Below are 22,023 nucleotides of genomic sequence, written 5' to 3'. Positions count from 1 at the left end.
CCGGCGCAGCACCTCAGTGGCGGAAGTCATCCGGGTCGATCTCGTAGCGCTTCAACCAGCGATGGATCTGCATCCTGGCTTTGCCCATGGCGCGCGCCACGCCGGCGATGTTGCCGCTGTGCGCGCGCAGGAGCGCCTTGAGCTCCTCGGGCCGGGTAGGATCGTCCCCCTGCTCCGCGGCATCGGCGGTGTTGCGCCTCAGCGCGCTGTTCAGGTGATCGAGCTCGATCGTACCCCGCTGCGCCAGCACCGCCGCGGTCGTGATGCACTGCTCCAGCTCGCGCACGTTGAGCGGCCAGCCGTACGTGACGAGGGCGCGGGCGGCGCGAGGGTGCAGCTGGATGTGCTCGGCGCGCTCTCCGTCGACGCGCTGGAGGATCGCGCCGAGGATGAGCCCGAGGTCCTCCCGGCGAGCCCGGAGCGGCGAGAGCTCGACGGTGTGACCGGAGAGCCGCGCGAGCAGGTCGGAGCGGAAGTCGCCCGACGTCGCCATACGCTCGATCGGCCGGTGCGTGGCCGCCACGACGCGAAGGTCCACGGAGATCGGGCGCGTGCCGCCCACGGGGCGCACCTCGCGCTCCTGGAGCACGCGGAGCAAGGCCACCTGGGCGGACAAGGGCAGGTCGCCGATCTCGTCGAGGAAGAGCGTCCCGCGATCGGCGCTGCGCACGAGCCCGGGGCGATCCTCGGTGGCCCCGGAGAAGGCGCCCTTCCTGTGCCCGAAGAGCTCGCCTTCGACCAGCTCCCGCGGCAGCGCACCGCAGTTGATCGCCACGAACGCCCCCGGCCTGCCCGAGAGCGAATGGATGGCGCGCGCCATGACCTCCTTGCCGGTGCCCGTTTCGCCCTGGATCAGCACGGGGATGGTGGAGGCCGCCACCACCCTGAGCTGCTCGAACATCTCGAGCTGCGACGGGATGAGGGAGAGCAGCCCAGGGACGTGCGCGGCGAGGCTCGATGCTTCCAGCAGAGTGACCTGCTCGGCGCCGCGAGGAATCGCCGCGCGGTAGAGGAAGAACGTGCGGCCCAGCTCGAGCACGTCGCCCTCCGCGAGCTCGGCGTGCTTCCTCGGCGCCCCATTGAGGACGCTGCCGTTCTTGGAGCCGCGATCCTCGAAGCACCACCGGCCGAGGACCCGCATGATCCGCGCATGCCTCGACGAGAGCCAGGGGTCGTCGAGACGGATCTCGACGCGCCGGCGTGAGCCGCTGTCCGTGACCTCCAGCCTCCGGGCATTGCCGCGGCCGATAACGACCTCTTCCACGTCATCGAGGGCGATCCGCGCCGACGACGCAAGCGGCCGATGGCTGTCCGCGATCAGGAACAAAAAGCTGCCGTTGCCTGATTTGTCCAGAGATCGCTGTCCGCCCGTGGCGGATAGCGTGCTTCGGAAAGGTTCACCAGGCACAACCCCAGTCGTACTCAGTCGGGCAGACGCGGTCAATATGCCACGGGCGGCATTCCGAGCGGCTGCCACGCGGGTTGCTCGTGGTCCGCGGGCGTGTGCGGCATCTGGTCGCCGATCGACCAGGAACGCCGCGAGCACCTTGCACGGCGCACAGGAGCACCCGGATGGGGGCTCGATCGACCGGTCATCCGCGCTGCGCGCCTTCATCGCGCGGGCACGTTCGGGCGAGGCATCGGCGCGGCGAGCGGCGCGCGTCGCGAGAGGATCGGCTGGCCGATTCGACCAACTCCCTGGCCGGCGCGACCAAGCAGGCCCTGGGGCCAATCGCTACATCAACCTCACGTCCAGCCGCGGAGGCGCGTGCGTCGCGCTTCGCCGGACGCGTGGAGGCTCAAGCCATGATCGATCGAATGAAGTTCTCGCGAAATTCAGGGAGAGGCTCAATGGCCCTTGCGCTCGTCGCCACCCTCGCCGTCGCAGGGTGCTGCCATGACTCGGATGACGATGATCATGGCGGCGGCTCGACGAGCGCAGGGCACGGCGGCTCATCGAGCTCCGGCGAGGGCGGCTCCTCGAGCTCCGGCGAGGGCGGCTCATCAGGCTCCGGCGAGGGCGGCACCTCGAGCTCCGGTGAGGGCGGCTCGGTCCGCTGCCCGGTCGCGACGCACAACGGGATCATCTCGATCCAGGATGTATCGATTCAAGGCGCTCCGCAGGCAGGCCACGGCCTCACGGTGCAAGTGCTGTTCATCCCATCCACGCCTCCCGCTTACGAGCAGATGCCCGGGGAAATCGAAGGGTGCAGGGCGTGGGTCTACGACACACAGGACAATCCGCCGCCGGCGCTGACAGATCAGGGGGTGATCACGATCGCCGGCCTCGAAGGCGGGCCCCTCGCGTGCCGCTTTGCGGGCTCGGGTTATGTGTGCCCGACGTCGACGGGGGCCGGGCAGGCCAGCGTCGCTCCAGGGCAGACGGGGACCGCGGCCTACACGATCGAGGGCGCGACGTTCTCCGCAGCGGATGTCGGCCGTTACCTGCGCGTCACCGGCGCGGCGAACGCAAAGAACCAGGGCGCGTTCCCCATCGTCGCCGTGGAGTCGAGCACGACCGCGATCGTGGTCAATCAGGGCGCGGCGGAGGAAGCCTTCGCCGCCGAGTACACCGTCCTCGCCGGGGCGGGGCCCGTTCCGAACAACCCCGTCGACCCGATCGAGGGCGGCGACGAGGTCGTCGTGGGCATCTCACCCGGCGGCGAGATGGCCTTCGACTTCCCCGACAGCGCGCCGATCGTGGCCGGCGAGGCGTTCACCCCCGACACGGCGTCGGCGGCAGCCCTCGTCGCGGTGCCGCTCGACGGCAGCCCATTGACGCTCGGCTGCGGCGGCCCGGGCGGCAGCTGCGGGCCGGCGCAGGCCACGATCGTGCGCCTCACCAGCACGGATGGCGATGTCGAGGGCATGTCGCCGTTCGCGATGCCCCCGCCCGCGCGCAAGCAGGTCGAGATTCAATGCGTCACCCTGGGAGGTGATGGCACGCTGACCATCCCGGCAGAGGCGATGAAGCTGCTCCAGGAGGCCCACCAGGTCTCCCCGATCTCGCGCATCCGGACGGCGCTGATGCGCGAAGGATGGGCGCGCACCACGAACGCTGCCTCGCTGCCTCCGAACAGCGCGACCATCGTCGTCGGCCACGGGCTCCTCGGCTTCACCAGCCCCTGATGCCCGCGGTGCCTGCGCCCTGATCGGCGCGTCAGAGCGCGCTCGCCCCCGCGCTCTCGCGCCGCGGCGAACACCGGCGAGCGACCGCCGGTGCGGATCCTGCATGATCCCGGGCACATGCACCGCCCGCTGCCCACCGTGATGACGTCCGTGGCCAGGCTGGTCGTCGACCTCGGGCTCCGCGACGGCATACGGCTGGGCGCGATGGAGCGCGCCGCGCGCCTGCCGTCGCTCGCCGCCGATCCCGACAGGCGCATCGAGATCGACCGGCTGCTCGATCTCTGGAGCTATCTGGGTCAGACGCTGGACGACCCGTCGCTGCCGATCCGCGTCGCGCAGCGGGCGAGGGTGGAGGACCTGCACGTGCTCGGCTTCGCCATCATGACGGCGCCCTCCATACGCGATGCGTTCGGCACGGCGGCGCGGTACAGCGCGCTCCTGACCGACTCGGGCCGATGGGAGACGGTCGAGACCGCGAAGCGCGTCGAGGTGCGGTGGCATCGCCTGCGGCCGCTCACGCTCGGCCACCGCCTCTCCAACGAGACCGCGCTGGCGCAGAACCTCGGCTGTCTGCGGCAGATGACGGGCGACGACCTCACGCCGCTGGAGGTGAGCTTCCGCCATGCGGCGCCGCCGCGCCGGACTGCGCACATGGAGTTTTTCCGTTGCCCCGTGCGGTTCGACGCGCCCTGGGACGGGATGGTGTTCCGCCGCGAGGTCCTCGACATGGTGCCTGCTGGCGCGAACCAGAGGTTATGGGAGTACCTGTGTCGGAGCGTGAGTGCCCTCTGCGAGCAGCTCGCGCCGGCGTCGATCGCGGAAGGCGTGCAGCACCAGCTCGTCCGCGCGCTCTCGAGCGCCGAGGGCGGGCTCCCGACGCTGGACGACGTGGCGCGCTCCCTCGGCACGACGGAGCGGACGCTGCGCCGGCGCCTGCAGCTCGAGCGGACGAGCTTCCGCAAGCTGGTCGAGGAGGTGCGCCGCGACCGCGCCGCCGACCTGCTGGCGAGGAGCAGCGTGACCGAGACGGCGCTCCGGCTCGGCTTCTCGGACACGACCGCGTTCAGCCACGCGTTCCGACGCTGGTTCGGCTGCCCTCCACGCGAGCTCCGGGGTGCGAGGGGGGCTGCGGGCAATCAAGGAACGTGAGCGGGGGCGAGCCCGGGACGAGACGGCCACGGCTGCCGCGCGAGCCACGATGCGGGTTGACCAGTCGAGCACGCGTTAACCAGATAGAAGTTCACGTCTGCAACATTCGGAAAATCATGGACGACAACGCCAAGGTTTTTGCACGCAACATGCTGCGGTTGCGCGTACACGAGCTGCGCGCGCCGTCCTTCGGCCGGCGTGCTTGATCAGGATGGCCGCAGCTGATTGCAGCGTTGGGTGGAGAGGAAGATGGAGAGGGAGAGATTCACAGGGAGGCGGGGAGGCGGGGAGGCGAGAGCCGGGATCAGTCGTTCGAACCAGCAGTCTCAGCGCCGGCCGCTGCGGGTTGGGTCGATGCGGGGCGGCTGGTAGTGCCGGAGAGGTCGTCTTCGATGCGAAATCGGGCGAGCCGGACAGCCTCCGCGCCGCGGCGTACCAGGCGGCGGATCCCGCGGCGGAGCACCGGCGTGTTGAAGTTGACGAGCAGTCCGACGTCCAGGTCCGTCAGCTTCAGGTACGTGAGCACCTGAGCCTCATGGACTGGCAGCAGGTGATCGACGGCCTTGAGTTCCAGCACGAGCTTCTCCTCGACGACAACGTCGAGTCGATAACCACAGTCGAGCATGACTCCCTTGTAGATCACCGGCAGCGGCCTTTGTCTCGCGAAACTCAAACCGATGAGCGACAGTTCATGACACAAGCATTGTTCGTAGGCGGACTCCAGAAGCCCGGGACCGAGGTGGCGATGCACCTCGATGCACGCTCCGAGGACTCGCTCGGACAGATCCCACAATCTCCCTATCATCAACTCTGTGTTCATACCCGTATGTCGACGCGGGACCAGACCCAGTTGTGCAGAATTGACGTCCCCGGCGCCCGACCTACAAGACGAGCGACCTGAAGGCGGCCGGCCCCGAGCGAGTTCGAACGATGGTCCCCGTCTCTCGCCTCCCACCCTTGTCTGTACTCTCTCGCCTCCCCGCCTCCCCGCCTCCCTGTGTACTCTCTCTTTCTCTGTCTCCCGCCCAACAAGCCGTTGCTGCCGCGGCAGATCGGCAGGACGTTGGACAGACTAGCGGTGGGCAATTGACGAAAGCGCTCGAACCTCTACGGATTCTCATCGAACTCGCGATCTCGTACCGAGTACCGGCAGGGATCGTTGCCGCCGTAAACATTGCCCTCGCGATTGGCGTGTACTCGGTGTTTCCGAAGCGTGCTGCCGGCTCCCCCGCCCGTGTCGGCGCTTTCGTTCTGGCTGGTCTACTTGGCGGGCCAGCAGCTGTTGCGGAAACTCTTATCGCGATCGAGCTTCTTGATTACCGGCACGAAGCCGCCGGCCTGGCGCTCGCCTTCCTCCCGGTCCTGCTGGTACCAACGACGGTAGCCGTCCTCGTTTGGCTTTTCGGCGACTCCCTCGCCGGTGGCAGCAGGCGCCCCGCCTTGACTCTGCTGGGCGCGATCATGGGGGCCACCACCATGGCTCCCCTGTTGGTCGTCGCACTCGAGCACTCGCCGCCGCTGCTGCGCGAGCTTTCGCGATTGCTTTCGGAGGACGTCGTACCATTCGTGTGGCACGCGTTTCTCGCGCTTCCAGTGGCCGCTGCTGCGGCTTGTGGGTCCACCGTTCTACGTCGCGCGCCTCGCTAGAGGCAGAACCTCTCGGCCGGCGGTGCCGGTCCACTGCTTGCCCTCGGGGTCTGCGGATCGCTTGTCGAGCAGAGCGGCTCGGCGCTCCACGAAGCGGACGGTTCAGTCCCGTTCGCCCTCGGCCTGGATGCGCCCGCTCTTCACCGCGGCCGCCAGCGCCTGGTGGTCGCGCTCCGTCTGGTCGGCGTAGGCGACCGCGAACGCGGCGATCGCCTTGTCGAAGGTGTCCGCCTTCCCGAGGTAGGCCGCTATCGCGATCCGATCACCCGAGCGCGCGTGCGCGCGCGCCAGGGTCCAGCCGCAGAGGCCGCCGTACGTCGTGAGCAGGACCCGATCCAGCGCGGCGATGTCCACCGAGAACTTCCAGTCGCGCAGCTGGCGCACGTAGAAGTCGCGCTCGATCCCGTCGGCGCCCTTCACGCGCTGCCAGCCGAGGAAGATGTCGCTCGCGGCCTGCATCAGCCGCTGGCCCGCCACCACGCGCTGGCCGCTGTTGGGGTACACGCTCTTCCCAAGGAACCGCTCGAGGACCGACGCTTGCGCCTCCTTCGCCTGAAGGAAGAGCGGGTCCTGGTCGTCACGGCCGAACAGCAGGATGATCCAGGCGCGGGCGCCGACGCTCCCGACCCCGACGACCTTGTGGGCCATGTCCGCGAAGTTGTACCCCTCCAGCACGTGCCGCCGATCGGGCTGGAGGGTGCTGCGATAGCCGCGCAGGATCTCGCGCACCTGCTGCTCGAGCGCCTCGCGGTCCCCGCCCTTCACGAAATCCTCCATCGGGACGATCAGGGGAGGATCGCTGATGATTCGCCGCCGGCCGCCGACCTCGCGGGTCAGCTTCTCGTAGGCCTGAATGCTGTCCTTCGTCCGAGCCTTCGCGACGTTGCGCTCGGTGACGTTCAGACGATCGCGGCCCACCTGCGAGCGGAACCGGTCGAGGATCTGCTGGATATCGAGGCTCGCATACCAGACGTCCAGGTTGCGGAGCGCCGCGAAGCTCCGCATCGCGTCGCGGTACGCGCGGACCGTCGTCAGGACGATGTCGAACCGCGCCGCCTTCGAGAAGCCGTTGTCGCGCCCGGCCAGCTCCATGCTGGCGGCCAGCCGCTTCACGTCCCAGTCCCACGGTCCCGGGAGCGTCTCGTCGAAGTCGTTGATGTCGAATACCATGCGCCGCTCTGGGGATCCGAACACCCCGAAGTTCGAGAGGTGCGCGTCGCCGCAGAGCTGCACCCTCAGGCCCGAGCGCGTCGTGGCGGCCAGATCGGAGGCCATCACGCACGCTGCGCCCCGGTAGAACGTGAACGGAGAGACCAGCATCCGGCCGTAGCGGATCGGCACGAGGTCTGGCACGCGGGTCTTCGCTTGCTCCTCCAGGAGCGCGATCGGATCGGGCCGGTAGGGCAGCGCCTCCCAGCTCGCGTGCGCGGCACGTGGGATCTCCGCGCGCTCCGCCTTGCCGCGAGCCGCGTGCTCCTCGGCGGAGAGGTGCGGCATCGCCCACTCCCCCGTGACCGTGGATGATCCGTCTACCGTGGCCATCTCCGTCTTCCGTCCCTTGCTCGATATTCATCGTCCCGCGGCAGCGCGGGATGCGCCGTTCAGATCCTCGTACGTCCGCGAGACGCACGAGGGATGCTCAATCACCGATCTTACGCCTCAGCTCGGTCATCGCGTGCTGGCTCACCTGCAAAGCCCCCTCCTGCGGGCGGTCGAGGTCGGCGGTCAACAGCATGACGACCGAGAGGCTCATGACCAGCGTCGCGACCGCGGGGGACCGGCGCGTCTTGACCAGACCAGCGTGATAACCGACGGCCATCAGATTCAGGATCGCGACCGCGAAGAGCGCCGCCCACAGGACCTCTGGAATACCGCTCCGGACGGCCACCCTGACGCGCGTCGTGTGGAGTTCGATCGTCCGGTTCAGCGACTCGATGAAGAGCGCCACGACGGGCGAGCTGGGGTGGTCTCGTCCGGCGACCTCCGCCTCTTTCCAGAGGTCCCGGTGCAGCTCCTCCGAGCGCCGCACCGCTTGCTCGAAGTCGCCGAGCCTCGCCCCCTCCAGACGCGACTCCACGTAGTCACGCAGCAGCTCGCGGACCTTCGCGCCGCGGTCGCCGGGGAGCAGGCCGGCGCGCAGGTAGGTCGTCTCGATGGCGTTGGCCTCGTCGACGACCATATGTTTCCTCGCCTCGAAGCGGGTCGCCGCAAAGCCGAACGTGAACGCCAGGACGAGCGCCAGCAGGCCCATCGTCGTTGTGACGAGGGCGAGCACGTGGGCCCCGCCCTCCCCCTCGGAGCGCCGCAGCCGGTACCCTCCCAGCCGGTAGCCGCCCTCGACGGCGAGCACCAGGATCACGATCATGATCCCCAGGAGCAACCAGAGCGGAATTCGTTCGAGCGGTCCGGGCACGGGCATCGACGCACCTCGCTTCAATCACGGCTCTTCGCCGTCGCGAAGACGGAGCATGTTGTCGCGGCGCCGGCCTGGGCGGTCGCCTTCAGTCCGACAGCCCGGCTGGCGCTGGCTTCATGGTTGCGATTCCTGGCGAAAGGTCAACCAACCCGCCATCGTTCTGTCAAGCGCTTTCAGCGCGAACACAGGCCTGCAAGATCCGGAGTTTCTCCGATCGCGGTAGGGGCAGCTCGACCTTTCGGTTGCGACCCGACGGACAGCGAACCTACACCGCCCACCATGAGGTCATCCGCTTTTCTGTATCGGACGCTCGCACAGGCGGCGGAGCCGCGGATAGCGTGGAAGGATGAAGAACCATCTGCAATTACCCCTGGTGATCGCGCTGTTCCTCGCTGCCTGCGACTCCACGCCGGGCTCCGGCGGCGACGGCGGCTCAGGGCCGGACGTGCCCTCGCCACACACCGGCGGCGGCGGAACGAGCAATGGCGGCGGCGGCGGCGGAACGAGCAATGGCGGCGGGGGCGGCGGCGACACCTCGCCGTCCGGCACGCTGAGCGAGCGCTACCCGGACGACGTGGGGATCGCCGGCGACCCCGCCGTGCTCTTCCACGATGACTTCGAGCAAGGCTGGGGGCGCTGGGACGGGCCCACCGCCGACACGCGGTATCTGCACATCGAGGCCGACGCGGCGACTGCTCACGCCGGGCAGGGCTACCTCCGCTCGACCGTGACGACCGCCGATCTCGCGGAGGAGACGTACATCTCGTCGTCCACGTGGATCACCCACGAGCGCGTCGACTCGATTTATTGGCGCTTCCACGTGCGCTTCCCCGAGCTCGCCCCGAACCCGCACCACTGGGTGCGCATGGCAGCAGGCACCGAGAGCTGGGACAGCAGCGGCCTCGCGAACACGGTGCCGCCAGGCGACGAGGGCTTCTGGTTCGACTTCGACACAACCACCGACGACGCCTTCAACTTCTACGCCTACTGGTACAAGATGCGCTCCGGGCGCTGCAACGACGGAACCGCCACGCCCGGCTGCGCGGGCGATCAAGGCACGACATACTACTACGGGAACGTCTTCCAGCCGCCGGGTCAAGCGCCGTTCCCGCGCGATCGATGGTTCTGCGTCGAGATGCACGCACGCGCCAACAGCGTCGGCCAGAGCGACGGCGCGCTCGCGTTCTGGATCGACGATGTGGCGGTCGGCGACTACCGCCCCGGCTACCCCGACGGCACCTGGCTCCGCGCTCAGTTCCACACGGGAGGGTGCGACTTCAGCGCGTGCACGCCGCCCGAGCCGTTCGGAGGCTTCGACTTCCGCTCGAGCGATGACGTGCGCTTCAAGACCCTCGTGCTCGACGCCTATTACGAGCGCGACTCCGACGCTCGCCGGCGGGAGGAAATGGAAGAGCTCGGCATGACCGTCTCCGACACGCACACCATCCTCTACGACGACGTCGTCGTCGCGACCGAGCGCATCGGCTGCCGCCGCTGAAGCGCGCCTCTCGCGCCCTCTCCATGGTAGGCTCCCGCGCATGGGTACCGCGAACGCCCCCGCCCCCCAACGGCGCTCGGCCCTGCGCTCCGCCGCATGCGCGTCCCTGCTGCTGGCCGCGTGCGGCCCCGCGCCCACGCTGGCCGAGCCGCGCGCGCCGGAGCCGCCGCCCGCCGAGACGGTCTACATCGTCCTCCAGGATCCGCCCCCGGCGGCGGCGCCAACGGCGGCCGAGGGCTGGGTGCCGGAAGAATTCCCCGGCGACAACCCGTTCGAGCGGACGCGGACATGGATCGGCGATTACGACTGCCCGCAGGGCACGACCGAGATGACGTTCCGGATCCTGGAGGTCAAGGGCGACAGGATCAAGGCCGTGTTCGGCTTTCATCATGCCGAGTCGGGCGCCGCCGGCAAATACCTCATGAGCGGCCGCTACGACGCCGAGACGCGGACCGCATCGTTCTTGCCCGGCGCCTGGCTCGAGCGCCCGCCCAACTACGTCACCGTGGGCATGAAGGGCGACCTCGCGTTCGACGGCTCGCTCTTCGCCGGGCGCATCGAATATCCCGACTGCGGCGCATTCCGGCTCCGGCCGGCGGGGTAGCGCCGCCCGTCGCGCTGCTCGTCGCCGGGCCGCGCCGAGCGACGAGCAGCGCTTCCGTCATGTGGGCAGTCGCGCCAGCGCGGGGCGCGGCGCGCCCCTCAGGGCGTGCTCGACGGGTCTGCCGGGTCGCTGCCCTCGTCTTCCTCGTCGCCGTCGCGGAATCCATCGCCGTCGCGATCCAGCCCGATCCGCTCCCCCGAGCCCGGCGGCGCGCATGTGTACGTCAGCTCGCCCCGATTGCGCGAGGCCCGGTGCCGCAGCGCCGCGTCACGGATCGTCGCGTCGCAGAGCCGGTCGCCGACGAACAGGCCCGCGCCGACGTAGAGGAACCCCGCCGCCTCCTGGTCGTGCGATCCCTTGACCACGAGATCGCACTCCCCTGCATCAGCCCGCGCGCGGAGCAGATCGATCCTCGGCCCAACCACGGCCGCGTTGTGCCGGGTGAGCGTCACCTGCTGCCCGACGATCGGCGCCAGGTTGCTGTCGAACGCGAGCAGGAACTGCTCCACTTCGCGCCGCATCACGTCGCCCTCCGGCCCCGGCGGGAACCCGCCCGGGGTGAGCGGCGACTGGTTGAACCCCATGTCGGGGGTCGCCGAGCTCACGAAGCGGAAGAGCGTCGGGACGCCCCCTTCGTTGTTGAAGCCGAAGCCGCGGACCTGGTCGCCCAGGAACGCGTCGCTGCCCGGGAAGAGATCGTTGTTCGCCATCCCGAACATGCCGACCTTCTGGTACAGATTGCGGAAGTGCGGCGACTTGAAGGCCTCGGTCTCCAGGTCGAACGTGTACCGGCCATCCCCGCCGAAGAAGCCCGGCGCATCGACGCCGAACTCCTCGTTCGCGTGGCGGTCGAGCACATGGCACGAGACGCAGGTGCCCTCCTCGCTGAAGTCGGACACGTTGTTGAAGAAGAAGCTGCGCCCGGCCTGCTGCGCCGGCGTGAGCGAGTTGTCCAGCGCCCGGTTCGGGTTGGGCGGATAGGTGACCTGCAGGATGAAATCGGCGAACGCCTGCATGTCGGCCTCGGGGATGAACTCGCTCCTCCCCACGAGATCCGTGAACGCGGCCTGGAACTCCATGAACGCCCTCACCTCGTCGAACGTCCCGCTGTCCGGGTGCGCGCTCGGTTCCTCGTCGCCACCGGTGCGATCGCCGCGCCAGTGCATGGGCCCGTGGTTCGCCATCCCGCGGAGGCTCTGCGTCGTCATCGGCCCCTTCATCGGGTGATGCGTGTCGGGTATCCCGAAGTCCAGCGGGTGTGACTCGAACGGCCCCGGGATGTCGACGACCGCCCCGTCCGGATTGCCGAGATCCCAGGCCAGGCTGTCGAAATCGCCGTAGACATGGCAGCTCGCGCACGACGAGTCGCCGTGGCTCGACTCGAACGACGCGTCGTAGAGGAACCGGCGGCCGGCGACAACGCTCGGCGGCTCCGGGTTGTGCATCGGCACGTGCGCGATCTCGGCCTTGGTCGTCGTGCTGAGGATCGAGATCGCGTTGTCGAAGCGCGTGATTGTGTACAGGCGCCGCCGCGCCTCGTCGAGCAGGAGCCCCGTCGGGCCGCCGCCGGGCACAGGGATCTGCTTGGACGTGCTCGGCACGAAGGTGTTGTTCTCCAGGGCGGCGGTGCTGAACACCCCGATCTTGGACGAGCCTATCGTCGCCACGTACAGCGTCTTGCCGTCGCTCGTGACGGCCATCTGCTGCGGGAGGGCGAGGCTCTTCTGGTTCTCGGCGTTCGGGACCGGGGCGCAGCAGGTGTTGTAATCGATGTGTTTGTTGAGGTGCCTCGGCGTGACGCTGCCCGCCGGGCCGAGGACGGTGATCCTGCTCTCGTGCAGGTGGCCTCGTATCGTGTGACCGGCGAAGATCCCCGGCCCCTCGAAGCGCTTCTCGTTCCCCGCCTCGGTGTTCGACACGTACACCTTCCCGCTGACCGGGTTGACCACCATGTTGTAGAGGATGGTGCCGACGCCGGTGTAGAACCCCGCGGCGCCGGGCAGCTGCCTCGGCGGGCTCGCGTTCGCGTCGATGACGAACACGTCCTTGTCGGGCAGCGAGAGCCGGACGGAGCTGTCCCAGACACGGTTCAGCTCATCGACCCAGTGGGCACCGTTGAACTTGACGATGAGCCCCGTCTCCGGGTGCGGGATCCCCTCCGCGTTGGTGGCCGGCCCGGGCACGCCCCCCGCCGCCTCTCCGCCGTTCGGGATCAGGCCCTCGTGGAGCGAGGTGGTGCGGTTCCCGGAGTGGAAGGCCGCCGCATACACCTTGCTGCCGTCCGGCGTCACCGCCAGCGCCCGCGGGGTATCGCTGAACAGCGAGACGATCGTGAGGGGCGTGCCGGCGAGCGTCGGCCCGAGGTGATCGGCGTCGAAGACCCATACGTCCGCCCGGCCCACGCCGGGGGTGGTGAGCTGGGGGTCGAACGGGACGTTCTGTCCGCGGTGCGCCGTCGTGATGAACGCGCGGCGCCTTCCAGGACCTGCGAACACGATATCGCGCGGCTCGTCGCCCACGAGCAGCGTCTGCACGACCCGGCCCGCGCGCGCCCCCTGGGTCAGCTCGACGACGCTCACGCTGTCCGAGAGGTGGTTGACGACCCAGACCTCGGTATCGCTCCGCGCCGCCACGGCCACCGGCTCGAGGCCGACGGGGATGGAGGCGCGGTGCTCGATACCCTGGTCCTTGACCCGATACACCTCGAGGTGATTGTCGGGTGTGTTCACAGCGAATAGCAGCTTTCCGTCGGGCGAGAGCGCGAGCGGACGCACATGGCCGCTCTCGAAGAGGGTGAAAGACGACGCCGCCTCGGCGGATCCGCCGGCCGCGAGGCCCACGAGCAGCGCCGACGCCGCGACAAGACGGGAGAGGACGTCGCGCACGACAAAGTACGAGGCCATGAGTCACCTCCGATGAGTGGGGTTCTCCTCACATGATTTCGAATGGCAAGCAGACGATAAGGCGCGAAGGTTACGTTAAAAGGTAGTCGTGGCTGGGTCGCATTGCAATCTCGCAATGGTTTTGCTTCAGCAATCGACGCCTTCGGCACACCTGCGCCGAGCTACCTACCGAGGGGCCGCGGCTGTGCGAGGCAGTCCGGTCGGGCAGACGGCGCCGGCGCGCCGCGATGCTCGGCCCCCGGATCGCCGTGATCCGGTCGCTGAGCATCGCGGCGCCGCGGCGGTTCATGGTAGGCTGCGCAACATGCAGGGGGGCCTCGCAGTCGTGCCGTCGTCTCGGCGCCGGGAGCGCGGCGCGCCGCGCGAGCCCGTCGCGCGCGCGTTCGACACGCGTTCTCCACGCCCCGGGAAGGAGCCGCGAGAGACCATGAAGACATCGGCTGTGCGACGCACCATCGGCTGGCTCCTGGTCACCGCGCTGTCCGTCCTCGCCTCGGCGTGCCAGCCGGATCCCTCGCTCGGCGATCGGGGCAAGGAGGCGCGGCCGCCGCTCCGCTTCAGCCACGGCTACTGGCTCGGGTACTTCCCGCTGTCGATCGCCGAGGAGAAGGGCTTCTTCGACCAGCAGGGCGTCGACGTGGAGCTCGTCTTCAACCCGGATCTCTACGGCATGATCTCCGATTTCACCGCGGGCAAGGTCGACGGCCTTCCGTGGACCATGGAGGTCGTCGTGCGCATCCTCGCGAGGGAGCCCGATGCGCGGGTCGTCCTCTACTCCGGCCAGACGGCGGGCGCCGACGTCATCATGGCGCGGCCGGAGATCCATTCGATCTCCGATCTCAAGGGGAAGAAGATCGCGGCCAAGACCGGCGCCATGGGCGAGATGCTGGTCAGCGAGATGCTGGAGCGGAACGGGCTCGCCATCGACGACGTGACGCTTGTCAATGTGAGCGAGACGGACGTCGCCCCGTTCCTGGCGAACAATACGATCCAGGCTGGGCACACCTGGGAGCCCTATGTCACGCAGGCGGCGAAGTCCGGCGCCAAGGCGATCTTCTCGAGCAAGGAGACGCCCGCGCTGTTCGCCGACTTCACGCTCTTCCGCAGCACGGTGCTGCGCGACCGGCCCGATGATGTCCGCGCGTTCATCCGGGCCTGGTTCCAGGCCGTCGAGTTCTGGAAGGCCCACCCGCAGGAGGGCAACGAGATCATCGCGAAGGCGCTCAAGATCCCGGCCTCGGACATCAGCACGGACGGATATGAGCTCTTCTCGCTGGAGGAGGTCCGACGGCGGTTCGCCCCGAACAACGACCCCACGTCGCTGGCCCCGCTCGTCAACAAGCACATCGATTTTCTCGTCCAGGACGGGCAGCTGGGGCGCCGTCCGGACCTCAACAACATCTTCGATTCGTCCTTCCTGCCGCCAGCCACGAACCGCGAGTGATCGCCGCGGCCCGCGGAGCACCTGGACAGCATCGCCACGGAGGTTCGACGAACGCCATGAGTCGCGCAATGCAGCAGCAGGCCCCGCTCATCACCCTCCGCATGAAGCTGATCGTGGCGCTCTTGACGGTCGCGCTCGCGCCGCTCTCGATCCTCACGCTCCTGAACAAGCGGACCAACGAGACGGTGCTGACCGAGAGCGCCAACCAGGCGCTCGCCGCGGCCGCGTCGCAGGCGGCGACCAGCGTCGACGATTTCATCGAGAGCAACCTGGACGCGGTCCGCGTCGAGGCCCGCCTGCCCGGGCTGACCAGCTACCTGAGCCTCGACGACGAGGCCCGGAGGAGCGGGAGCGAGGCGCATGCGTTCGCGTCGAGGACGCTGCACGGGCTCATCCGGAAGGACACGATCAACATCCTCTCCTATGCGCTGCTCGACCAGCGCGGGCACAACGTCCTCGACACGGTGCAGACGCCCGTGGAGAGGGACGAATCCCAGCGGGACTACTTCGTCCGCGCGATAGAGACGGGCCTGCCCTACGCGTCGTCGGTCGTGTTCGCCGGCGAGGTGCCCCAGCTCGTCTTCAGCAGCCCCGTCCGCGACGCGCTGAACAAGAAGAAGACGATCGGCGTGCTCCGGTGCACCTACAACCTGTCCGCCGTCCAGCGGATCATCCTCTCCCAGACGCAGCTCCTGAAGGCGTCGGACGCGTTCGCGATCCTCCTCGACGAGCACCACGTCCGCCTGGCGCACGGCCGCTCCCCGGAGCTCGTGTTCAAGTCGCTGGTGCCGCTCGCCCCGGAGCTCGAAGGCCGGCTCAAGGCGGAGCGGCGGCTGCCGGACAAGCCGGCCGCGGAGCTGTCGACCGACGTGCAGGCCTTCGACGAGGGGCTGCGCCGGTTCGAGCGCGAGCAGGACCCGACCTCGACAGCGAGCCGCTTCCTGCAGGCCCGCATGGCCGCGAGGGACGCCCCCATGAGCGCGGTGGCCCTCGCGCGCGTGAGCGCCTTCGACGGCATGAAGAAGCCGCCGTGGACCGTGGCGTTCGTGCGGCCGGAGGCGGCGTTCCTCGAGCCCATCGAGGAGAAGACCACGCGCGACGCGCTGCTGCTCGCCTCTCTGATCGCAGCGATCGTCACGGCGGCCGCCGTCCTGATGGCGCAGGTCCTGACGAGGCCGATCACCCACCTGGCCCAGGCAGCGTCGCAGCTGGCGAGCGGAAAGCTCGACACCGCGGTCGAGGTGCGATCCCACGACGAGATGGGCACGCTGGCGGAGTCCTTCAACCAGATGGCGCGCCAGATCCAGGGGTCGTTCGAGGAGCTCGAGCAGCGCGTCGAGCAGCGCACGGCCGAGCTGAAGGAGGCGAAGGTCGCCGCGGACGCCGCCAACAAGGCGAAGAGCGACTTCCTCGCCAACATGAGCCACGAGCTCAGGACGCCGCTCAACGGCATCCTCGGCTACGCGCAGATCCTCCGGCGCTCGCGGGGGCTGAGCGAGCAGGACCTGCGCGGGATCGACATCATCCATCGCTCCGGCGCCCACCTGCTCACGTTGATCAACGACATCCTCGATCTGGCGAAGATCGAGGCGCAGGCGATGGAGGCCCACGCGAACGATTTCCACCTCCCCTCGTTCCTGCGATCGACGGCCGAGATCTGCCGCATCCGCGCCGAGGAGAAGGGCATCGCGCTGGTGTACACGCCCGATCCCGAGCTCCCCACCGACGTGATCGCCGACGAGCGGCGGCTGCGGCAGGTGCTGATCAACCTGCTCGGCAACGCCGTGAAGTTCACCGAGAAGGGCCGCGTCTCCTTCACGATCAAGCGGCTGGGCGACGGGCCGCGCCCGCCGCACGCCTCCGCGCCGGACTCCGCCGCGATCCAGAGCACGCCGCGCAGGACGCACCGGGTGCGCTTCGAGATCGAGGACACCGGGACGGGCATCAGCCCGGATCAGCTCGACCAGATCTTCCTGCCGTTCAAGCAAGCCAGCGACGGCAAGCGCCGCGTCGACGGGACCGGGCTCGGGCTCGCGATCAGCCAGCGCATCATGAAGCTGCTCGGCAGCTCCATCGAGGTGAGGAGCGAGCCCGGCAAGGGGAGCGTCTTCTGGATGGACGTGATCCTCGCCGAGTCGCCCCGGCGAACCCAGCCCACGGCGCTCCGGCCCGCTTCGGCGGTCGTCGACTACGAGGGCAGGCGGCGGCAGGTCCTCGTGGTCGACGACCAGCCCGAGAACCGCGCGGTGCTCGTGAAGATGCTGGAGTCCGTCGGGTTCGAGACGTCCGAGGCCACGGACGGCAACGAAGGCCTCGCGGCGGCGTCGTCGCGCGAGTTCGACCTGGTGATCACGGACCTCGCGATGCCGGAGCTCGACGGCTGGGAGATGATTCGGCTGCTCCGGAAGGCGCCGGACCGAGCAGGGTTGAAGATCATCGCGTCGTCCGCGAGCGTCTTCCTGTCCGATCAGGACAAGAGCCTGGCCGCGGGCGCCGACGATTTCCTCCCGAAGCCGCTGCAGCTGGAGGAGCTCTTCGACAAGATCCAGCGGCACCTCGGGCTCTCGTGGATCTACGAGCAGCAGGGCGATCCTGGCGCAATGGGCGAGGCGCCCGCCCACCGCGACCCGAGCTCACCCGACCTCGCCGGCGGCGCGGATCTCCCGATGACCGCCCCCGCCGCCGAGGATCTGCGGCTCCTCTTCGATCTCGCGCACAGGGGGCTCTTCCACCAGCTCCAGAAGCACCTCGACAGGCTCGATCGCGCCGATCCGAAGCTCGCGCCGTTTTGCAGGCACCTGCGCCGCCTGATGCAGGATTTCAAGATGGAAGCCGTGGAAGATTTCATCAAGATGCACCTACGCGATTGACATTGCTTGGACGGCGCGCGCCTCGGTTGTGGCAATGGGAGCGCGCGCTTCCTGGAGGGTAGAACGATGGATGCCAGTGAAGCCGGGACGATACTCATCGTGGACGACAACCCCAGGAACCTCGGTCTCTTGTCCGATACCCTGACGGGCTCAGGCTTCGAGGTCGCGGTGGCGGTGGACGGCGCGCGCGCCCTCCGGCTCGCGAGGGAGGGGATGCCGGATCTCATCCTGCTCGACGTGAAGATGGATGGGATGGATGGATTCGAGACGTGCCGCCGGCTGAAGGGCGACCCGGCCACGGCCGCGATCCCCGTCATCTTCATGACGGCGAGCACGGACCTGTCTGCGGACCGGGTGAAGGGCCTGAACCTCGGGGCCGTCGACTACCTCGCCAAGCCGTTCCTGGACGAGGAGCTGCTCGCGCGCGTCCGGGTGCACACGAAGCTCAGGAAGCTGACGATGCACCTCGCCGCGCAGGTGGACGAGCGGATCGCGGCGGAGGCGGCCCTGCAACGGCTCACGCAGGAGCTGGAGAGGCGCGTGGGAGAGCGCACGGTCGCGCTGGAGGGCGCGCTCGCGGGGCTCACGCAGGCGCAGGCGCAGATGGCGACGGTCATCCGCGCGGCGCAGGCGGTCTCGGGCGAGATCGTCCTCGACGACGTGCTCGACCGGCTGATGCGGCTCACGCTGGAGCACGCCGGCGCGCGGAAGTGCGTCCTCGTCCTCTCGCGCGAGTCCGGGCTGGTGATCGAGGCGTCGATCACGAGCGATCCGGACACGGTGGTGCTCGGGCTCTCGACGCCGGTGGGCCCGGGCGCCGATCTCGCGGCGTCGCTCGTGGAGGAGGTCGCGAGGGCCCGTCAATCGATCTTCGTCTGGGACACGAGCCGCGACGCTCGCCCGGCGGACGCGCGGTACCTCGCGAAGAAGGGGCCGAGATCGATCCTTTGCCTGGCGATGATGTGCCAGGGCGAGCTGATCGGCGTCCTCTACATCGAGGGCGACGCGGCGCCGGAGCCGCTGCTCGCGGCGCAGCTGGAGACGCTCGGGCTCCTGGCCTCCCAGGCGGCGGTGGCCGTGAAGAACGCCCTGCTCTACGGGCACCTGGCGGACATGACGTCCGAGCTCCGCCGCTCGAACGAGCGGCTGGAGACCGAGGTGGCGCGCCAGACGGAGGAGCTCCGCCAGACGAACGAGCGCCTGCAGCGGGAGCTCGTGGAGCGCGCCCGGGCCGAGGAGGAGCGCGCCGCGCTGCAGGCGGAGGTCATCGAGGCGCAGAGCGCCCGGCTCGCGGAGCTCTCGACGCCGCTCATCCCGATCACCGATCACATCATGGTGATGCCGCTCATCGGGACGATCGACTCCACGCGAGCGCAGCAGGCGCTCGAGGCGGCGCTGAACGGCGTCCAGGCGAACCGGGCGAAGGTCGTCATCATCGACGTCACCGGGGTGACGGTGCTCGACTCGGCGGTGGCGAGCACGCTGATGAGCACGGCGACGGCGCTGCGGCTGCTCGGGTCGAAGACGGTGATCACCGGCATCCGCGCCGAGCTGGCGCAGACGCTCATCGATCTGGGCGTCGATCTCGGCGCCGTGGTGACCAAGGGGACGCTCCAGAGCGGCATCGGCTATGCACTTCATCAGGCCGGCGACGGCGGGGCGAACCTGCACGTCAACGGCAGGCAGGCCCGCAACGGCGTCGCTCTCGGGCGCAAGAACGGCCATTAGCGCCCGGCAGATCGCTGCCATTCACTCGCCGCGCCGGGGAGCGCCGCGCGGTATCCCAGGTAGCGCCCGAACGCGCGCATCGCCTGGTTCCAGTGCTTGGGCTCCTTCACCAGCATCTCCTTCACGCCGACGTCGGCCAGGGCGTCGCCCACCTCGATCCACCGCGGATCGCGCGTCAGCGCGTAGGCAGCGCCGAACACGGGCACGATCAGCAGGTTGAGATCGGCGGTCCCGCTGTCGTCGTACGCGTCGGTCTCGCAGCCCCACAGGTAGCGGAACGCGCGCCGGTCCGAGGTGATGGCGCGCTCGGCGAGCCAGCCTGCCGCGCGCGCGACCACGTCGCGGACGCGCGGGTCGCCGGTGAGCGCGTGGTAGTCCATGAGCGCGTCGACGAGCAGCGCGGTCATGAACGGGGAGCCGCCGCGCGGGCCGCGCTCGCACTCCGACGGGTCGGCGCGGGTCAGGTCGTGCTCGAACGCGCCCGACGCGCCCTGCTGCTGCCACGCGACCGTGCGATCCGCGAGCCCGCGCAGCGTCGACAGGAGCTCCGGCCGCGGGTCGAGCGCGTAGTAGCTCGACAGGGTCATCATCACCCAGGCCATGTTGCGCTCGGTCACGCGCAGCACGTCTTCCCTTCCGCCCGTGAGCGCGGCCTGGTTCTGCCGGAGGGCCTCGCCCATGGCGAGGACGGCCTCCCTGGCCGCCGGATCGCCGGTGAGCAGGTAGTCGTCGACCATCCCCTGGCCGAGCATGCGCCGGAGGACTTGCCAGGAGAGGGGCGCCGCCGGGGTCCAGTCCTCCCGCTCGCAGACGTGGACCGCGAGGCGGCGATCGGGCGAGAACCGGAGCTCGTGCTGCCGGTACCAGACGGCCTCGGCGCGCGCGCGCCGGTAGCGCGCGGCGTCGCCGTTGCGGAGGAAGCGCTGGTAGAGCGCGTGCGGGCCGTCGTAGTACGTGCGGTACGGGGCCGAGCAGGTGACGCCGTACGCGTCGTAGGCGGGCGTCATGCGGGCGAGCGCGCCCTCGATGCCCGCCTCGAACCCGGGGAAGCGGCGATCGTCCATGACCGGCAGCTGCGGCCCGGACACCAGGCTCGCCGCGTACCATGACGGCGGCAGCACCGCCGCGATCGGCCCGTCCGGGTTCGGCAGGAGCGCCTCGTCGAGCACGGCGGCCTGCGCAGACTGCGCGGCCGGCGCGCCGGCGCGCTGCGGGGGTGCTCCCGGCGGAGGGGCGCCGTAGTCGAGGGTGTAGATCGCCCGCCCGCCTGCCGGAAGCGCGGCGCGAAAGGCGACGAGCGCGCTTCGGATCGAGCGGCCCTGGGGCCAGACCGCGAGCGGCTTCGCGCGGCTCGGGACCGCCGCGCCATGGTCGTCGAGCAGGCGGAGGAGCTGGACGTCGCGCAGCGCGCCCGGCGCAAACGGCACGGCCGCCGACACGGCGACCTCGGGCAGCGGCCCCGCCGCTCCCTGCGGGCCCTTCTCGGGCGCGGGCGCGCTCCCCGCAGCGTCGGCGACGAGCAGCAGCGGGACCTTTCGCTCGCGCGGGAGCGCCGGACGCGCGGCGCCGACGTGCGCTTGCAGGACGGCGCGGACCCGCGGCTCCACCCGGCGCGCGGTGGGCGACCGGGCGGACAGCCGGCTGCAGCTCGCCGAGAGGAGCGACGCGGCGAGGAGCAGCGCCGCGAGGACGCGGCAGAGGCCGGTCGGCGCCGTGCGCCGCGCGTTTGGAGGTGGCGTGGCCATACAGCCTCCGATGACCCGGCGCCCGCGCGCGTCGCCCTCCGCCGCGGCAGCGGGTTGAGCGGCGCCCTGCGCAATTCGAGCAATTCTTCCTCGATCGGACCGCTGCGCGATCGAGGCCGCGAGCCGATCAACGCGATCGCGGACTTCACCGGGACGACGGGCTGCCCGCGCGGGGTGGCGAACGACAACTACGTGAACGAGCTGTCCGATTTCGGCGAGGGGATTCACATCGAACAGAGCACGACGTTCAAGCAGAGCGAGGCCCGGCGCAACGCGCTCGCCGAGGCCGTCGCCCGGTACGTGCTCGCCTACAACGAGACGCAGCTCACCCCGGCGCTCGGCGGGCAGGCATCGAGCGCGCTTTCGGCGACGGACGTCGGCCTCGGCGCGACCTGGACGGTGCCAAACAACACGCGGATCCGGTCCGGCGGGGCGTACGGCACCTGCCGATCGAGCGACGACCGGGGCCATGTCGACTGGCTCGTCCGCGCCGGCGCCGGGCTGATCCGCGTCGGCGGGGGCCCGCTCGTCTGCAACGGGAGCCTGCAGTTCGCGCCGGGTCCCGGCTTCCAGCCGGTCGATCACCTGAACTCGACGGGCGCCGCCGTGAAAGCCCGCGTCGTGGGCGTGGCGTACACGAAGAACACGGCCGCCGCGAACATCCAGCTCCAGGCGACGCTCAGCGCGATGTGAGCTGCCGTGAGGGGCGCTCCACCTCGGACCTGCCGGCCAGAGGCAGGGCCCGTTATCGGCGCGGGGTGGAGCGCCGTTGTTCGAACGATCGCTCGCCACGATCGAGCCGCTGTCTCCTCTCCAGCCGCTGCGTGTTTGCCGGGCTCGCCATCCTCTCTTATCCTATGCGGTTCGTCCGCTTGCGCCGCTTCCATGCA

Annotated in this window: 14 protein-coding genes and 1 pseudogene; 9 read left to right on the top strand and 6 right to left on the bottom strand. The window is 69.6% G+C overall.

Translation table 11 applies throughout. The features are described from left to right. Positions 1-13: 13 nt before the first annotated feature. Complete coding sequence (locus WME79_RS10655; protein WP_437534618.1) at positions 14-1,264, bottom strand: sigma 54-interacting transcriptional regulator; 1,251 nt, start codon at positions 1,262-1,264, stop codon at positions 14-16. A 587-nt stretch (positions 1,265-1,851) separates the two neighbouring features. Between WME79_RS10655 and WME79_RS10650 the strand changes: the two genes are divergently transcribed. Beyond that, complete coding sequence (locus tag WME79_RS10650) at positions 1,852-3,129, top strand: hypothetical protein (protein WP_437534617.1); 1,278 nt, start codon at positions 1,852-1,854, stop codon at positions 3,127-3,129. 117 nt (positions 3,130-3,246) lie between these two features. Beyond that, positions 3,247-4,278 (top strand): AraC family transcriptional regulator, encoded by a 1,032-nt coding sequence (locus WME79_RS10645; protein ID WP_437534616.1) that lies wholly within the window; start codon positions 3,247-3,249, stop codon positions 4,276-4,278. 433 nt (positions 4,279-4,711) lie between these two features. Here the strand turns inward: WME79_RS10645 and WME79_RS10640 are convergent. Further along, positions 4,712-5,083: pseudogene (locus tag WME79_RS10640) on the bottom strand (GxxExxY protein); the annotation flags it as partial. Between the two features lie 281 nt (positions 5,084-5,364). Between WME79_RS10640 and WME79_RS10635 the strand changes: the two are divergent. After that, positions 5,365-5,925: a hypothetical protein gene (locus WME79_RS10635; RefSeq protein ID WP_437534614.1), complete on the top strand. Its 561-nt coding sequence runs from the start codon at positions 5,365-5,367 to the stop codon at positions 5,923-5,925. A gap of 102 nt (positions 5,926-6,027) precedes the next feature. On the opposite strand, the gene WME79_RS10630 is transcribed toward WME79_RS10635, so the two are convergent. Beyond that, complete coding sequence (locus WME79_RS10630) at positions 6,028-7,467, bottom strand: DUF2252 domain-containing protein (protein WP_437534613.1); 1,440 nt, start codon at positions 7,465-7,467, stop codon at positions 6,028-6,030. Positions 7,468-7,564: 97 nt separating this feature from the next. Beyond that, positions 7,565-8,344 carry a hypothetical protein gene (locus WME79_RS10625; protein WP_437534611.1) on the bottom strand — a complete coding sequence of 260 codons (780 nt, stop codon included), beginning with the start codon at positions 8,342-8,344 and terminating at the stop codon, positions 7,565-7,567. A gap of 370 nt (positions 8,345-8,714) precedes the next feature. Here WME79_RS10625 and WME79_RS10620 point away from each other — a divergent pair, with 370 nt between their 5' ends. Both WME79_RS10620 and WME79_RS10615 read left to right on the top strand, forming a co-directional pair. Further along, positions 8,715-9,839, top strand: coding sequence for a hypothetical protein (locus tag WME79_RS10620; protein ID WP_437534610.1), 1,125 nt, complete (start codon positions 8,715-8,717; stop codon positions 9,837-9,839). Between the two features lie 40 nt (positions 9,840-9,879). Next, positions 9,880-10,443: a hypothetical protein gene (locus WME79_RS10615; RefSeq protein ID WP_437534609.1), complete on the top strand. Its 564-nt coding sequence runs from the start codon at positions 9,880-9,882 to the stop codon at positions 10,441-10,443. Between the two features lie 98 nt (positions 10,444-10,541). On the opposite strand, the gene WME79_RS10610 is transcribed toward WME79_RS10615, so the two are convergent. After that, entirely contained in the window at positions 10,542-13,346 is a 2,805-nt protein-coding gene (locus tag WME79_RS10610; protein WP_437534608.1) for a hypothetical protein, read from the bottom strand. Between the two features lie 427 nt (positions 13,347-13,773). On the opposite strand from WME79_RS10610, the gene WME79_RS10605 reads away from it, so the two are divergent. The 3 genes from WME79_RS10605 (at position 13,774) to WME79_RS10595 (ending at position 19,388) form a co-directional block, all read left to right on the top strand. Further along, complete coding sequence (locus tag WME79_RS10605; protein ID WP_437534607.1) at positions 13,774-14,790, top strand: ABC transporter substrate-binding protein; 1,017 nt, start codon at positions 13,774-13,776, stop codon at positions 14,788-14,790. Between the two features lie 56 nt (positions 14,791-14,846). After that, positions 14,847-17,660 (top strand): ATP-binding protein, encoded by a 2,814-nt coding sequence (locus WME79_RS10600; RefSeq protein WP_437534606.1) that lies wholly within the window; start codon positions 14,847-14,849, stop codon positions 17,658-17,660. A 66-nt stretch (positions 17,661-17,726) separates the two neighbouring features. Continuing rightward, positions 17,727-19,388, top strand: coding sequence for a response regulator (locus WME79_RS10595; RefSeq protein WP_437534605.1), 1,662 nt, complete (start codon positions 17,727-17,729; stop codon positions 19,386-19,388). Here WME79_RS10595 and WME79_RS10590 read toward each other — a convergent pair. Next, positions 19,385-21,133, bottom strand: coding sequence for a hypothetical protein (locus tag WME79_RS10590; protein WP_437534603.1), 1,749 nt, complete (start codon positions 21,131-21,133; stop codon positions 19,385-19,387). The genes WME79_RS10595 and WME79_RS10590 overlap by 4 nt on opposite strands. 54 nt (positions 21,134-21,187) lie before the next feature. On the opposite strand from WME79_RS10590, the gene WME79_RS10585 reads away from it, so the two are divergent. Further along, positions 21,188-21,826, top strand: a complete 639-nt coding sequence (locus WME79_RS10585; protein WP_437534602.1) for a hypothetical protein — start codon at positions 21,188-21,190, stop codon at positions 21,824-21,826. Positions 21,827-22,023: the final 197 nt, after the last annotated feature.

This window comes from Sorangium sp. So ce726, from assembly GCF_051521405.1.
In the GTDB taxonomy this organism is placed as follows: Bacteria; Myxococcota_A; Polyangia; order Polyangiales; family Polyangiaceae; genus Sorangium.
This window is presented reverse-complemented; position numbering and strand designations above follow the sequence as displayed.

Excerpts from the sequence above, each read along its gene's own strand:
- WME79_RS10650 (WP_437534617.1), top strand. The coding sequence starts at position 1,852 with ATGGCCCTTGCGCTCGTCGCCACCCTCGCCGTCGCAGGGTGCTGCCAT.
- WME79_RS10645 (WP_437534616.1), top strand. The coding sequence starts at position 3,247 with ATGCACCGCCCGCTGCCCACCGTGATGACGTCCGTGGCCAGGCTGGTC.
- WME79_RS10630 (WP_437534613.1), bottom strand. The coding sequence starts at position 7,467 with ATGGCCACGGTAGACGGATCATCCACGGTCACGGGGGAGTGGGCGATG.
- WME79_RS10625 (WP_437534611.1), bottom strand. The coding sequence starts at position 8,344 with ATGCCCGTGCCCGGACCGCTCGAACGAATTCCGCTCTGGTTGCTCCTG.
- WME79_RS10615 (WP_437534609.1), top strand. The coding sequence starts at position 9,880 with ATGGGTACCGCGAACGCCCCCGCCCCCCAACGGCGCTCGGCCCTGCGC.
- WME79_RS10610 (WP_437534608.1), bottom strand. The coding sequence starts at position 13,346 with ATGGCCTCGTACTTTGTCGTGCGCGACGTCCTCTCCCGTCTTGTCGCG.
- WME79_RS10605 (WP_437534607.1), top strand. The coding sequence starts at position 13,774 with ATGAAGACATCGGCTGTGCGACGCACCATCGGCTGGCTCCTGGTCACC.
- WME79_RS10600 (WP_437534606.1), top strand. The coding sequence starts at position 14,847 with ATGAGTCGCGCAATGCAGCAGCAGGCCCCGCTCATCACCCTCCGCATG.
- WME79_RS10595 (WP_437534605.1), top strand. The coding sequence starts at position 17,727 with ATGGATGCCAGTGAAGCCGGGACGATACTCATCGTGGACGACAACCCC.
- WME79_RS10590 (WP_437534603.1), bottom strand. The coding sequence starts at position 21,133 with ATGGCCACGCCACCTCCAAACGCGCGGCGCACGGCGCCGACCGGCCTC.